Annotated in this window: 11 protein-coding genes, 1 pseudogene and 1 riboswitch; of the genes and pseudogenes, 1 reads left to right on the forward strand and 11 read right to left on the reverse strand. The window is 35.6% G+C overall.

Features of this window, described 5'->3' with window-relative positions:
* Positions 1-74: 74 nt before the first annotated feature.
* The gene (locus tag BAU16_RS07855; protein ID WP_137605599.1) at positions 75-791 is read right to left on the reverse strand and encodes a DNA alkylation repair protein; all 717 of its coding nucleotides are present in this window, start codon (positions 789-791) and stop codon (positions 75-77) included.
* A gap of 197 nt (positions 792-988) precedes the next feature.
* Complete coding sequence (locus BAU16_RS07860) at positions 989-2,740, reverse strand: 1-deoxy-D-xylulose-5-phosphate synthase (RefSeq protein ID WP_137605600.1); 1,752 nt, start codon at positions 2,738-2,740, stop codon at positions 989-991.
* Positions 2,741-2,879: 139 nt separating this feature from the next.
* Positions 2,880-2,952, forward strand: a riboswitch (Fluoride riboswitch).
* 54 nt (positions 2,953-3,006) lie between these two features.
* On the opposite strand from BAU16_RS07860, the gene BAU16_RS07865 reads away from it, so the two are divergent.
* Positions 3,007-4,269 (forward strand): chloride channel protein, encoded by a 1,263-nt coding sequence (locus tag BAU16_RS07865; RefSeq protein WP_137605601.1) that lies wholly within the window; start codon positions 3,007-3,009, stop codon positions 4,267-4,269.
* A 6-nt stretch (positions 4,270-4,275) separates the two neighbouring features.
* On the opposite strand, the pseudogene BAU16_RS13800 reads toward BAU16_RS07865, so the two are convergent.
* From BAU16_RS13800 to BAU16_RS07905, 9 genes and pseudogenes are all read right to left on the reverse strand, one after another.
* Positions 4,276-4,629, reverse strand: a pseudogene (locus BAU16_RS13800) (ISL3 family transposase); the annotation flags it as partial.
* 411 nt (positions 4,630-5,040) lie between these two features.
* Positions 5,041-6,234: an ATP-binding protein gene (locus BAU16_RS07870; RefSeq protein WP_161526853.1), complete on the reverse strand. Its 1,194-nt coding sequence runs from the start codon at positions 6,232-6,234 to the stop codon at positions 5,041-5,043.
* Between the two features lie 763 nt (positions 6,235-6,997).
* Positions 6,998-8,017: a DUF5067 domain-containing protein gene (locus BAU16_RS07875; RefSeq protein WP_137605603.1), complete on the reverse strand. Its 1,020-nt coding sequence runs from the start codon at positions 8,015-8,017 to the stop codon at positions 6,998-7,000.
* A gap of 55 nt (positions 8,018-8,072) precedes the next feature.
* Positions 8,073-9,074: a DUF5067 domain-containing protein gene (locus tag BAU16_RS07880; RefSeq protein ID WP_137605604.1), complete on the reverse strand. Its 1,002-nt coding sequence runs from the start codon at positions 9,072-9,074 to the stop codon at positions 8,073-8,075.
* Positions 9,075-9,470: 396 nt separating this feature from the next.
* Positions 9,471-10,652: a tryptophan synthase subunit beta gene (gene trpB / locus BAU16_RS07885; protein WP_161526935.1), complete on the reverse strand. Its 1,182-nt coding sequence runs from the start codon at positions 10,650-10,652 to the stop codon at positions 9,471-9,473.
* A gap of 414 nt (positions 10,653-11,066) precedes the next feature.
* Entirely contained in the window at positions 11,067-11,531 is a 465-nt protein-coding gene (locus BAU16_RS07890) for a helix-turn-helix domain-containing protein (RefSeq protein ID WP_161526854.1), read from the reverse strand.
* Positions 11,532-11,943: 412 nt separating this feature from the next.
* Positions 11,944-12,162, reverse strand: coding sequence for a hypothetical protein (locus tag BAU16_RS07895; RefSeq protein ID WP_048603473.1), 219 nt, complete (start codon positions 12,160-12,162; stop codon positions 11,944-11,946).
* Positions 12,163-12,180: 18 nt separating this feature from the next.
* Positions 12,181-13,311 carry a M56 family metallopeptidase gene (locus BAU16_RS07900; RefSeq protein WP_161526855.1) on the reverse strand — a complete coding sequence of 377 codons (1,131 nt, stop codon included), beginning with the start codon at positions 13,309-13,311 and terminating at the stop codon, positions 12,181-12,183.
* 3 nt (positions 13,312-13,314) lie between these two features.
* Positions 13,315-13,689 (reverse strand): BlaI/MecI/CopY family transcriptional regulator, encoded by a 375-nt coding sequence (locus tag BAU16_RS07905; protein WP_048603471.1) that lies wholly within the window; start codon positions 13,687-13,689, stop codon positions 13,315-13,317.
* Positions 13,690-13,746: the final 57 nt, after the last annotated feature.

Below are 13,746 nucleotides of genomic sequence, written 5' to 3' on the forward strand. Positions count from 1 at the left end.
AAACTTTTCCAATTTTGGAATTTGCCTCTCTGCTTTCTTGTCTCTTTTAATAAGCTTGCTTCAAAAATTATTTTTTATAAAGTGCGAAAGTGTTCCTTCTGCTCTTTGTTCAAATGCTCCATTGCATATCTCAATTGAACGCGTGGCATATCATGCGCATATTTTTCAAGAAATGCGAGTAACTGTGTCTCATCTACATCACCTGCTGCCCGTAACATCCAGCCAGAAGCTTTATGAATCAGATCTTCCTGATCTTTTATCAGTAGCTTCGCAATTTCAAACGTATCTTTTATTTCTCCTTGCTTAATAAAAAAGCCTGTGGTGACAATAGCAGTTCGTCGTTCCCAAATATTTTGTGATTTTGCTAAATCATGAAGAACATCCCGAGGTTTATCGATTAAGTATCTTCCCACCACCCATGGTGCACTACGATCAACGATATCCCAATTATTAATGCGATCATGACGGCGCAAATAAAGCTCAAATAATTGCTTACGCTGATCTTCTGTAATTTTCTTGCTTCGTGCCTGCCAATCCATAACACTCACAGCTCCAACACGTGCTTCATGGATTGGGCTTTCTAAGACCTTTTCAATTTCTGAAAGTGGAAGCTGAATGAACTTCTTGGCTAATTTGAAGACATTCCCCATCCGTACACCGATAAAATAATCTTGCACCGACTGTTTTTCTTTTTCAAATGTAAAAAAGTGCTGATATTTATCCAGCTCGTCCTCAGATTGAAGGTCCTCTAATTCATCTAAAAATTGCGTAGCAGTTAGGTTCTTAGACATAAGAAATCTCCTTTTTTTTTAAATTATAGCGTAATTTTTGTGATTCGACTAATTTATTTCACATCCTATAGCTTCCTCAATATTATAGAGAAAGTATTCAAAAATCCTTTCCATTTTCAAATTGTTCCTTAACTAAAAAGAGCAGAAAAAGGAAAACCTTCTTTCTGCCCGTTTTAGTATTTGTGTGAAATTTCCACTTATAACGCTTCAACAATCTTTTGAAGAATATTCTCCACTGTCACGCCATTTTCAGTAAGTAATTCTGCTGCGTTGTAACGATCATGAAAGGCTTTTTCTAGCCCATAGGTTTGGACTTTAATCTTGGTGTTTCCAAAATAGTCGGCAACCGTTTGTCCGTACCCGCCATCGATGATCCCATCTTCCATTGTCACAACGAGTTGATGGTCAGCACTCAAATGATTAAGTAATTCCGTATCTAACCCCGAAATAAATCTTGGATTGATCAAGGTTGCTTTGATTCCATGCTTTTCTTCCAACCCTACTGCTACTTCTTCAGCCAACTGATAAAAATTACCAAGTCCGAGAAGAGCCACTTGTTTTCCTTCTTGGATCACTTGATTCTTGAAAAGTTGAGAATAATCGGTCGTATCTGGAATACCTGTTTCTTTTAGCGGACCAACAGGTACACGAATAGCAACCGGATGATTCGTTTGGTCAATAGACCAGTCAAGCATGGCAAGGTATTCTTCCATATTAGTAGGTGCAAGATAGACGATGTTTGGAATATGACTCAAATAAGAAATATCAAAAATTCCCAAGTGACTCTCATCATTCATTCCATTGACAGAGGCACCATAAACCAAAATTGTTCCTGGTAAATCGTTTAAGGCTAAATCATGAGAAATTTGGTCATAGCTTCGTTGCATAAAAGTTGATGTGACTGCCCAAATGGGTTTAACGCCATTCTTTGCTAAGCCCGCCGTCATACTTGCTGCGTGCTGTTCTGCAATACCCACATCCACAAACTGTTTGCCGACTTTTCTTCGCTGTTCCTGATTAAAAACAACCATGGGTGTTCCAGCATTGATTGCCACGACTTTAGGATCACTGGCCATTTTTTTCATTAAGAAATCGGTCGTGACACTTCCATAAGAATTCCCGCTGTTTCTTCGAGTGTATTCCCCGGTTTCCAAACTAAATGGACCGCCAGCATGGAATTTTTCTCGATTTTCTTCAGCAAATCTAAACCCTTTACCTTTGATTGTATGAATATGCAGCAAAATCGGATGATCAGAATCTTTTACCTGTTCAAACAGAGCAATCAATGCGTTTAAATCATTCCCATTATCAAGATAACGATAATCAAAGCCCAACGCTTTAAAGAAATTATTTTCTGCCGCACCGTTTGTTTCTCGTAATCCGCGCAGGTTTTGATAGATACCCCCATGGTTTTCGGCAATGGATTGATCGTTATCATTCACAATCACGATTGTATTTGTTCCTTGCTCAATAATGTTATTAAGCCCCTCATAAGCTAATCCACCGGAAAGTGATCCGTCTCCGATAACAGCAACGACATTACTAGTTTCCTCTTTTAAATCCCGCGCTTTTGCGACACCATTGGCTAAAGAAAGAGACGTTGATGTGTGACCTACCGTGAAAAGATCATGTTCACTTTCTTTTGGATTTGTATAACCCGAGACATCGTCATAATGTACTGAATCAATAAATGCTTGCACACGTCCGGTCAGCATTTTATGAATATAACTTTGATGGGAGACATCAAAAATAAATTTATCTACTGGTGATTGAAAAACATAGTGCATTGCAACGGTCATTTCCACAACACCAAGATTGGGACCGTTATGTCCTCCATGATGGCTGACCTTTTCTAGCAGTGCTTGTCGTGCTTCATCAACTAATAGTTGTAACTGTGCAGAGGATAATTTTTTTACATCCTCTGGACCTTTGATTGTTTCTAAAATCATAGTATTCCTCCTTCATTCTGGGTTAGTGTACACCTTAAACTGGACTTTAAGTCAAGTTTATTTTAGGATTTTTCAAAATATTTTCATCTATTTATTGAAAATATTTTGACTTTGCAAATAGTCTATGCTAAAAATAGACTATAAATAAGGGAATGAATGTCTCCCTTGGTATAAACCAAAACCGCAAAAGAGCTGATGACTTCTACAAGTGAACTTATTTGTAGATTTCTCGGCTTTTTTTATGATTTTTAGAAAGGGAAAAAGCGATGGAACAGACAAAAAAATATTTTTTAAAACAAGAAGGCGCGCTTTATGGCTCGGTTATTTTTGTTGCTAGTATGATGGGAATTATTTCCCACTACTTATTAAGCGTTTTGCACTTTGTTTCTACGTTGCGAGAAAATAATAACTTTTTCCTTTTTTTCTTGCCATTTATCGGAGTGCTGACTGCCTACGTCTATCAAAATTATGGAAAAGGCGCACAAAAAGGCAATAATTTAATTATTGAAAGTACTCAAAAAGAAGGACTGGTTCCATTACGGATGGCAGTATTTACCTTTATCTTTACCATCTTGACCCATTTATTCGGAGGATCTGCTGGTCGTGAAGGATCTGCGGTGCAAATCGGTGGCGTTTTATCGAACAAAACTGGGACCTTCTTCAAATTAGAGAAAGAGAAAAGAAAACAATTAATTCATGCTGGCATAAGCGCAGGATTTTCTTCCATCTTTGGTACTCCTTTAGCTGGTGCATTTTTTGGAATGGAAATGGTCTTTATTGGAAAACTAGAACGAAACTCTTTGATTCCCTGCTTTCTCGCTTCATATTTAGCTAATTTTATTTCTATTCAGATGGGAACGACTCATGAACTACATCAAATCAAAGATATTCCCCAATTCAGCGTATCTATTCTTTTGATTGTTGTGCTCGCATCTGTTTTGTTTGGTATTTTCGGCTATTTATTTGCTTGGTGGGTACACACGTTAAAAAGAATCTACCAAGAAAAGATGAACAATTATCTGCTTCGTGCCTTTATTGCTTCGGTTATTTTTGTTGCATTCATTTTTATTTTTAATGGTCAAAAATATGAAGGGTTGAGCTTGGGAATTATTGATGAAGCATTTGCAGGTGGTTCTTCCTTTTTCGATCCGATATTAAAATTATTTTTTACAGGTTTGACATTAGGGGCGGGTTTTCAAGGTGGAGAAGTGACCCCATTATTTGATATTGGCTCTAGCCTGGGAAGTGCGCTGGGAGGCTTCACAGGAATTTCCCCCTCCTTCTTAGCTGCTTTAGGCCTGATTGCTGTATTTGGTTGTGCAGCCAATGCGCCATTAACGACCATTATGTTAGGCATTGACCTTTTTGGAACAGAAGCTATTCCCTACTATGTAATCGCGGCTTTCGTCAGTTATCTCGTCTCCGGTCATCAAGGAATTTACACGTCACAAACTATTGTTCATTCCAAACTGTTCTTTTTAAAACACCACGAAGGTTATCAATTAAAGGATATAAAAAATATAAAGTAAGTCAAAAAAAACTGTTGTAGATGAAATATTGGTTCTTTGTCCAATGATGTTGGTGAAGAGTAATCTTAGAATTATTGGCGACCAACGGACTTTTTCATTGATAAAGCAGTGTTTTTTCGCTACAGAGGTACTGCAACAAACGTCCGCCGACAAGCTTCTATATTTAAAACGGTGTTTCGTGAGTTCAAGGTAGGTACAGTATTTTGAAACAACGTCATTCTTACTGTGATTGGATTCTTTGGCTGTATAGAGCAATTTTCCATGATGAATATTTCAGATTTGACCTTTGTATTTTTCCTTTGTTAGACAAATTTCGTTAAATGTAGCCGATTGATCTAGAATATCCAATCTTTCTTTGATAAGCTAAGTGTAGGACATCTTGATTCCTCCTTTTGGGTTGGTTCGCCAAATTAATTCTAAAGGATTTCAGGTTGTCTTTTCTATTGTTTTTGAAAATAAAAAAGATGCCAGTGAGATTCACCAACATCAAAAAGTATAGAGCCTAAAAATCAGTCATCTGATGCGACATATTTTCCATCTTCGGATAATTTATTAACTTGTTTTTCAGTCGTAGATGTATTGGTTGATGAAGAACTAGGTTTAGAAGTGCTATTACTCTTATCTGATGTATTTGTCGAACAACCGCCCCAAAAAAGCTTGCCAACATTAAAACCATGGTTCTTTTCATTTTTCTCTTTCCCTTTTTAAATAATATTATCTCCCTATTCTACTTAGCAATGAATACGGTGTAAATTGTCTACTTAGATTTTTCTATTTTTCAAGCAACCAATCCACAATATATTTAACTTCAATTCCATCTATTTGATTAATATCTTGGTATCTACCAGTGACTAGAATCTTTCTATAATTATCAATAATATTATTTAGATTATCTGTCTCGTGAGTATTATTAGGAAGATCATAAGTAACTTGAACATAAAGAATTTCATCTAATTTTCTAGCGATGAAGTCAATTTCCTTAGTTCCTAATCGGCCAATATCTACTTGATATCCTCTTCTCTTTAATTCAATAAATACTATGTTCTCTAAACGGTTGCTGTAATTCCCATCTTTTCTCCCAACCGCATTTCTTCTTAATCCAGAATCAACAATAAAGTATTTTCCATTGGTTCGTAAGTATTCACGACCACGAATATCATACTGTTTCCCTCGGTAGAATAAATAACCAGTTTCCAAGAGATCAAGGTATTTCTTAATTGTAGGAATTGTTGTAGGAACTCCCTCACTCGTTAATGTATTAGCAAGTCTAGCAGAATTAACTAGCTGTCCTACATTATCTGAAAGAAAGCTAATGAGTGCTTTTAACGTTGCTGGGTCTTTAACGCCAGCTCTAAATGCGATATCATTGAGAACTATTGTGTCGAATATTCCTTGTAGGATTACATCTTTTATTTCTTCATCTGCCAAGACAACTGATGGAAAACCACCATATTTCTCATATTCAAGATAGGCTTGATCTACGTGTCTGGAATCTGAATTAATTTCCTTTACCTGAAGAAATTCACTAAATGATAAAGGATAAACCAAAATCTCAACGTATCTACCGCTTAACAATGTTGCCAGCTCGCCCGACAGCATATCAGCATTAGATCCCGTAATAGTAATGTCACTATCGAAGCTCGTTTTTAATCCATTAACAACTCTCTGCCAACCTTCAATCATTTGAATTTCATCAAACATAAAATATAGTTTATCCTGATTGTCAGGAAGTCGTTTATCTATTTCTGCTCTAAACTTCTTTTCACTATTTATTGAAAGAGATTCATAGCTCTCAAAATTAATATAGATTATATTTTCATCTTTGACCCCCAAATCTTCAAGATGTTGTTTATATAATTTCATCAAAAAAGATTTTCCAGATCTTCGAACCCCAGTCAATATTTTTATAAAATCAGAATCTTTGAACTTGAGAATTTGATCTAGATAAAAAGGTCTATTAAACATACTTCTCACCTCGTCAATTTGTAATAAGTACCTCACTTGAAAATATAAAGTTTGTTTTATATTTATCTCTTAACGTGGATAATATAAACTTTGATTTATATATATGTCATTATACCATAATATTTAAAGACCTGTTTATATTTTTCGGCTTTTAACCAAAACAGTCACCCATTATGACTATCCATTAGGTGACTGCCGTGATTGTGTCTATTTTTTTGGAGGGAGGGGCCACCGGTTTCTTGTATTCCATCGAAATAAATAAAATAGTTTTGAGAATACAACTATGATTTTATGACTCCTGGAATAACCAATAACGATGAACATAGAACTAAAAGGAAGTGGAGTAAAGTCTGCATATTTATCTACTAAAAAATTATTAGATAAATTACGACCTATTGAAAAGGTATTTCTAGCATTATTCCTATAACTTGGAATCTCCATAGCTTTATCAAAATAATTTTCAGCTTTCTCTCCCTCAATCAACTGGATTTATTGAAGAGCATGAAGTTATTAGTGTCTTCTATAGCACTTCCTTCACCACCAACAAGTTTTATATAACCTTGAAGGCTCATCATCTGCAACAGGTTTTTCAATCAATCTGAAAAAGATTTTATTTACTGAGCCACGACCTTCGCATCAGCATTTTCTAAAGAAACGCTGATTTCTCGGGGAAGAGAAGTATCGTGCTACAAATTGGCAGTTCTTTTTAACGAATAGACATCACTTCTATCGTTTTTTTACTTGACTGATCTTTTTCTAATCATCAAAGAGTTGGATTAATGCTCAGCTTGATGATGCCCACTGGTTGTTCTGCCTGATCTGGATTGATGACAAATTGAATTTCTTGTTGGTCATCTTCCAAACCGTAGGAAACAGCAAATTGCATTGTTTCTCCGGGACCTAAAATAAAATCATAAAAATTATACAAGAGCTGATCTTCTTCTGGATGCTCCGCCAAATAATTTTCATCTAACCAAACTTCCTCCAATGCAAGCTCTTCTTTATCTGTCACTTGACTGATTGTTCCTAGTGAATAGAATGAATCTGCGCTAAAATAGTCCTCTTCACTGATATTCTCCATTTTGAAAACGATAAAGACAGCAGGATCACCTTCTTCATCAGAAACAACTTTTGCAGCATTAACAGTTAATTCAAACCCTGGGGTGTGGATTATTTTGTCTTGAATAGAAATTTGTTTATTCTTGTAAAGTGTTTCTGCTTCCTCATAACTCTCATCGTCTTCTTCAAAATCATAATCATCCTCTGACCACTCATCTGTAAAACTAAAGATACTTCCTCCAGTGATTCGTTTTAAAGGCTGAACGATGCTATCTGGAACCTCTTCATCATAATAAGTATCCCCAATATCTTGTGCAGCTTTTAGAAAACTAAAAAGTTGAATCATCTGATCATAATCCGTCGTTTTGGCATTTTTTATTGCCTGATAGAATTCTATGCCTCGTTCATTTAAGCGTAATAATTCTTTGGTCAATTCTTTTTGAGTCGCATTGTGAACCAAATCAGCAGAGAGGATTTTTAATTTATTGTCTATTTCCTGAGCTTCATTTTTCGTGATCGCATTCTTTGGGGAAGAGCCGTCTGCAAAAACTTTTTCTACTGGTTCATAAACGATCGTACTGATTTTTTCATAGTAACCGTATAATTCTTTTTTTGAATAACTTCTGGTTTCATTTCCTTGGCAGCCTGCAAGAAGCACAAGACAGCCAATCATCAGCAGAACATTGCTAAAATAAGAAATTTTCTTGTGAAATACAGGTACCATTTGCTTCCTCCTTCTTGATTTGTAAGAGATGCATACTATTTTAACAACAATTCTATTATTTCGTTGCTAAATCCATCTTAATCGTACCCACAGGTTCGTTGTCCCAGTCAGGATTTACCTCAAACTCAATCTTTTGTTTACTATCAGCCAATTTATACGCAGCGGCTGCCTGCATTGTTTCCCCTGGGGCTACAATTTCAAGGTAATAATTATCATTTAAAGTTTGATCTTTCTCATTGCTCTCAAGATATTCTTCACTTGGGTCGCTTTCATCTAATGCCACATGACCTTTATCCGTTGTTTGATAAAAAGTACCCAAATAGTAAAGCAGGTCAAGATCGAGATCATCCGAATCACTCAAATTTTTTACTTCATAGGTAATTAAAGCCGCATCACCGTCATCATAATCAGGAACGATTTTCGCACTTTTTAGTGTTAATTCAAAATCTTCAGTGGTAATGGTCATTCCTTTGATGGCGACATCCTCATTTGAATAATAGTATTCTTCATCATCTTCGTATTCTTCATCTTCTTCATAGTCATCGTCACTTTCCCCACCAAAAAGTCCTTCTAACCCACTACCAGATTCTTCACTTTCCTCAAGGCTCTCAGTAATTTCCTTAAAGGTATCTGGAATCTCGCCATCAAAATAATCATCACCAACATCTTCTAACGATTTCAGAAAATCAAGCATCTTGATAGCTACATCATACTCATCCGCTTCCAAATCATCCGTACTCTTATAAATATCTAATGCTTTATCATTTAGCTTGATTAAAGCATTGGTTATTTTTTTCTCTGAATTATTGCTTTCCAAAGATTCTTTAATATCAGTTAAATCATCTTTAGCCTCTTTAAACTCATCTTCCAAATCTGCCAAACTATCTTCATCTGTTACATCGATTTCTCCGTTGACAAGCTGTTCAATGGGTTCATAAGTCGTCTCTGCAATATCATCATAATACCGTTGTAAATCTTTCTTTGTATAATTTGGTCCTTGCTGACAACCCGCGAGAAACAATGCAGCAAAGCTGACAGTCATCAAAATTTTTTTCATTTTCTTCTCCTTTATTTCTACTTTTTTAATAGCATTGATTTACCCAATAATGTATCTCTATTTCGTATCTACCTAATTTTGCCATATTTTCCAGTAAAAAAAATGTCAATTTTTAACCTATTCACACGAATTTATGACATTCGTTCAATTTTTTATTGAAATATGAATAAAAATAAACGGAACCAGTTTTTTTGTTGTTTTATTAAGAAAATTTAATAATTTATTTGCTATTTTTTGCTAAAAAAATCGTCCTATCGGTGAATGAAAATCAAAAAAAGCCCAAACAATAGTCAAGACCAGAGAATCCTGTTGCTGTTTGTCGCACCTAATGATTCTTACTGTTTTTACTATTGTTTGGACTATTGATTGATTACAACTTCGTTAAGGCCTTTTTTTCTAAAGAGTAATATTCAGGTACTTAGCTACCTGTTCTACGTCTTTGTCTCCACGTCCGGATATATTGATAATGACCAGTTCTCCTTTTGACAGAGTGGGAACTCGCTTGATTGCTTCTGCAATTGCATGTGAGCTCTCAATCGCTGGAATGATTCCCTCTGTTTTTGAAAGTGTCAAAAATCCATCTACTGCCTCTTTGTCAGTCACAGCGACATATTCTGCCCGGCCAGTTTCTTTTAAAAACGCATGTTCAGGCCCTACACCAGGATAATCTAGTCCTGCAGAAATGGAATAAACCGGTAAAATACCACCTTGTTTATCAAAAAGACCATACGTATTCATGCCATCGATAATACCAATTTCTCCTTTCGTCATCGTTGCGGCATGATAAGGAGTATCAACACCCTTTCCTGCTGCTTCCACACCAATCAATTTTACTGACGGCTCAGGAATAAACGCAGCAAATGCACCGATTGCATTTGATCCGCCTCCTACACAGGCAAAAATGTAATCTGGCAAGCGACCTTCTTTTTCTAAAATTTGTCTCTTTGCTTCCTCACTGATAATTTTTTGAAAATCTTTTACCATCGTCGGATAAGGATGAGGGCCCACAGCCGAGCCGAGAACATAAAATGTATCCTCTAAATGTTCAATGAAATAGCCGAAAGTGGCATCCACCGCATCCTTTAAAGTTTGAGTTCCTTGGGTCACAGAATGAACTTTGGCGCCTAACATCTCCATTCGAAAAACATTCAGCTTTTGACGAGCCACATCTTCTGCACCCATAAATACTTCACACGCCATACCGAATTTTGCCGCAGCTGCAGCAGTGGCTACTCCGTGCTGGCCAGCTCCAGTTTCAGCAATGATTTTGGTCTTTCCCATTCGTTTTGCAAGTAGAATTTGTCCTAAAACATTATTTAGTTTATGTGCGCCAAGATGATTCAAATCTTCACGCTTCAGATAAATTTTTGCTCCTCCCAATTTTTTCGTCAAAGATTCTGCAAAATACAATGGCGTTTCCCGCCCTGAATAATCTTTTAAATAATGCTGATATTCCGCCAAAAATTCCGGATCATCTTTATATTGTTCGTATGCTACTGCAACTTGATCCAAAGCCACTTTTACCTCATTAGGAACAAATTGTCCGCCAAATTCACCATAAAATCCTTTTTCATTCATTGTCATAGTCACTTTCTCCTTAGGTCTATTTTAGTTTTTTGTCACCAAAGTATGCTCTAAAAAGAAAAAAGACCGAATAGCGAAAAACGCTAGCCGGTCATCAATCTAAAGGATTATTCACCGACATAGATGCTTTTTAGAACATACTCTAAAAGTTGCATCTATGCCTTTACCTGCATACACACAACTTCATCTTTGCCAGTTTTGCCAATTTATCATGGAATGTATAAACATGTGAATCATCCTTTCCGTTTTATTTTCCAAAATCATAGCACAGAAACAAAAAAATACAACGCTTTTTCTAAAGTTTTTTTAGAGTCTTTTAAAAGATTGGATTATTTTAACTTCAGCGATTAATCACAAAATCGAACCAACCTTTTCTTTTGACAGGAACATCATATTTTAATTGATAGCTCATTTGACCTTCAGATAACGCAGCGTAAATCTCCTGTAACTCTTTTTGTCCATCTTCCATTGACTCATACCAAGCAATGGAACCATATTCTCTCCCCAAAAAGTAGTTGCATCAATTCCAAGCATTTGAACAGCAGGTTGTCCCTTCTTTTTACCGAAAACATTAGCAAGTTGAAATTTATAAAATGAAGAAAGCTGTCCGTTAATCTTGCTCATGATTGAAATTCGATGAGTTCCTTCATTGATTGGTTTTTTCGTAAATGATTTTTTATCTAAATTTCCTAAAAGGTAATCAAATGAGACTTCAAAATAATTTGCAATAAGCGCTAGTTTTTCAAAGTCTGGTTGTGCTGTCCCATTTTTATATTTTGAAATTGATTGTCTGGAAACATTTAATAATTCTGATAATGCTTCCTGAGAAACACCTTTTTCTTTTCTTAACTCTTTCAATTTTTCACTAAACATCTATTTACAACCCTTCTCATCCATTCTTGTTCATTTGAATAAAAAAGGCAAGAACTAAAAAGTTGCATTTCGTCAACTACTCGTTGCAAGGTAATCTTATGCGGCTAGAAATATTTCATATCAACACTGACATCAAATAAATGATGCCAGTAACTATAAAAGACAAAATGACTTTATTGGTTTTCTTTTCGGGATCGATTGCGATTTTTTGCAGTGTGATAACACCTGATCCTATTAAGAAAAATAATAACAAAAATCCCACTTCGACACCCCCACAGTTAATCTCGATTCATTTGCTCTTGCTATAATTTTATTTATTTGAATAGTCCATTCTCAATTTATGCTTAATGTAAAAAAATATACTATAAGTGTAAGGAAAAAAGAATCAATTAGATTCTTTTTTCCTTACTTTTTAAACTGGAACCCATTCGCCTAACCATTTAGCCGCAGTATAATCGTATTGTCGTTTATACGCTTTTCCGTTGATATTTTTAAAACGCCAGCCAATAATATTCGCTCTTGCTGAAATTTGAGGTTCTGTCTGAGGCACTTCTTCTGCAGATGAAACGAGCGGAAAGCTGCTTACCCCAATAATTCCTACAATTAATCCAACGAGTACTCTTTTTTTCACGTCATAACCTTCTTTCGATTATTTTTTTATAATTGGGATTCCCTCAATGGAAGGATCATCCAAATCTGAAATAGTTCCCATATCATTTCCTTCAATGATTAGTCGAAAAACATTACCCTTTTGTAAAATATATGTTGCCGGTTGATTGGATTCAATTTTTTGAGTGTCTTGAATATCGGCTTCTTTGTAGCGGTAAGGTTCAAAGATAAAGGAAGTAACGATAAACGGCAGGATAAATGCTAAAGTCAATAGGTACCGTTTCGTTCGCTTATTTTTAAAACCTGCCAAAAGAAATTCGATTCGTCTAGAAAGGATATTTGAATCGGAAAAAGTAAAATTCGTCACCAATCTGTTCGCCAGTTTGGGGTCCGTTTTTTTCTCCTTCTTTTTTACCGACACGAGAGATTCTACATAGCTAAAATAACCCTCTTTTGTCATAGAAGAAGTTACTTGATGATCCACACGTAACTCAATAATAAAATGGACTTGATTACGGAAGAGATATAGTGGGAGGAACCACCAATAGCTGCTGACAATCAACTGCAATAAAAATTTTTTTAGAGGATCTTTATTTTTGATGTGCTGGTATTCATGAAGCAAAATATTTTGACGTTCCTCTGCAGAATAACTTTTATCTGGAATAAATATTCTTGGATGAAAAATTCCTAACATAAATGGAGTAGAAACGAATGATGACTGATAGACCAACGTTTTCTTAGAAGTATCTTTTAAAAGACTCGAATCAATCAGTTGTTGAATATCTTGTGATTGGGCACTCTCTTCGATGACACTGGTCAATTTTTTTAGTCGCAGCCATTTAAAAAAGAACAAAATATAAGAAATAATTGCACCTATAATCCAAATGATTGCAAAGAAACGAAATAGTGAACCAGACGTTCCAGATAATGTAAGGTTCGTTTCAAAAAAACTATATATTTTTGGTAATACCGTTTTTGAAGGAACCGTCACTGTATTGGCTAATTCAACAGGAAAAACCAACCGCATTGAAACAAAAAACGCCAAAATCAACAATAAGTCTGTACGAATCAACCGATAGGCTTTTTTAGAAGTTAGCAGAAACTGAAGCAAAATTACCAATAAACAAACTGCCAACAATGAAATAAGCAATGAAGAAAAAGAAAGATTCATAAATTATTTCCCTTCGTTCAGCTCATCCTTTTTCCGTTGAATCATTTGCTCTAATTCATCAAGAACAACTTCATCGTCATTGGTCTCAATAAAATTTGATACAAGTGACTTCATTGAAAAGGAGGAAAGCTGGCTGGTAACAAATTCTTCTTGCGCAATGGTCGGTCTGAATAATCGAGTAAGCACCGTTCCACTGTAACCAATATCATCAACAGCTATTAATTGATACTTCAACAGTTTACGCAAAACAGCTTGGATAGTATTTTTATTCAATGATGGGTCGTTTCGTTCGATGTCACTCGCCGATAGGGCTTTTTCCGTATTCCACAGAACCGTCATGATCTGCATTTCTTTTTTTGTGAGTTTGATATTCTTCACTCTTTCTACCTCCTGAAAGTATTCTCTAAAATAAATTATAGCATATTATCCGATTGA

It is taken from the genome of Enterococcus sp. JM9B, assembly GCF_009933265.1.
Taxonomy (GTDB): domain Bacteria; phylum Bacillota; class Bacilli; order Lactobacillales; family Enterococcaceae; genus Enterococcus_C; species Enterococcus_C songbeiensis.

What these genes read in the sequence shown, in the direction of transcription:
- BAU16_RS07855 (WP_137605599.1), bottom strand. Translation starts at nt 791, where the DNA reads ATGTCTAAGAACCTAACTGCTACGCAATTTTTAGATGAATTAGAGGAC.
- BAU16_RS07860 (WP_137605600.1), bottom strand. Translation starts at nt 2,740, where the DNA reads ATGATTTTAGAAACAATCAAAGGTCCAGAGGATGTAAAAAAATTATCC.
- BAU16_RS07865 (WP_137605601.1), top strand. Translation starts at nt 3,007, where the DNA reads ATGGAACAGACAAAAAAATATTTTTTAAAACAAGAAGGCGCGCTTTAT.
- BAU16_RS07870 (WP_161526853.1), bottom strand. Translation starts at nt 6,234, where the DNA reads ATGTTTAATAGACCTTTTTATCTAGATCAAATTCTCAAGTTCAAAGAT.
- BAU16_RS07875 (WP_137605603.1), bottom strand. Translation starts at nt 8,017, where the DNA reads ATGGTACCTGTATTTCACAAGAAAATTTCTTATTTTAGCAATGTTCTG.
- BAU16_RS07880 (WP_137605604.1), bottom strand. Translation starts at nt 9,074, where the DNA reads ATGAAAAAAATTTTGATGACTGTCAGCTTTGCTGCATTGTTTCTCGCG.
- trpB (WP_161526935.1), bottom strand. Translation starts at nt 10,652, where the DNA reads ATGAATGAAAAAGGATTTTATGGTGAATTTGGCGGACAATTTGTTCCT.
- BAU16_RS07890 (WP_161526854.1), bottom strand. Translation starts at nt 11,531, where the DNA reads ATGTTTAGTGAAAAATTGAAAGAGTTAAGAAAAGAAAAAGGTGTTTCT.
- BAU16_RS07900 (WP_161526855.1), bottom strand. Translation starts at nt 13,311, where the DNA reads ATGAATCTTTCTTTTTCTTCATTGCTTATTTCATTGTTGGCAGTTTGT.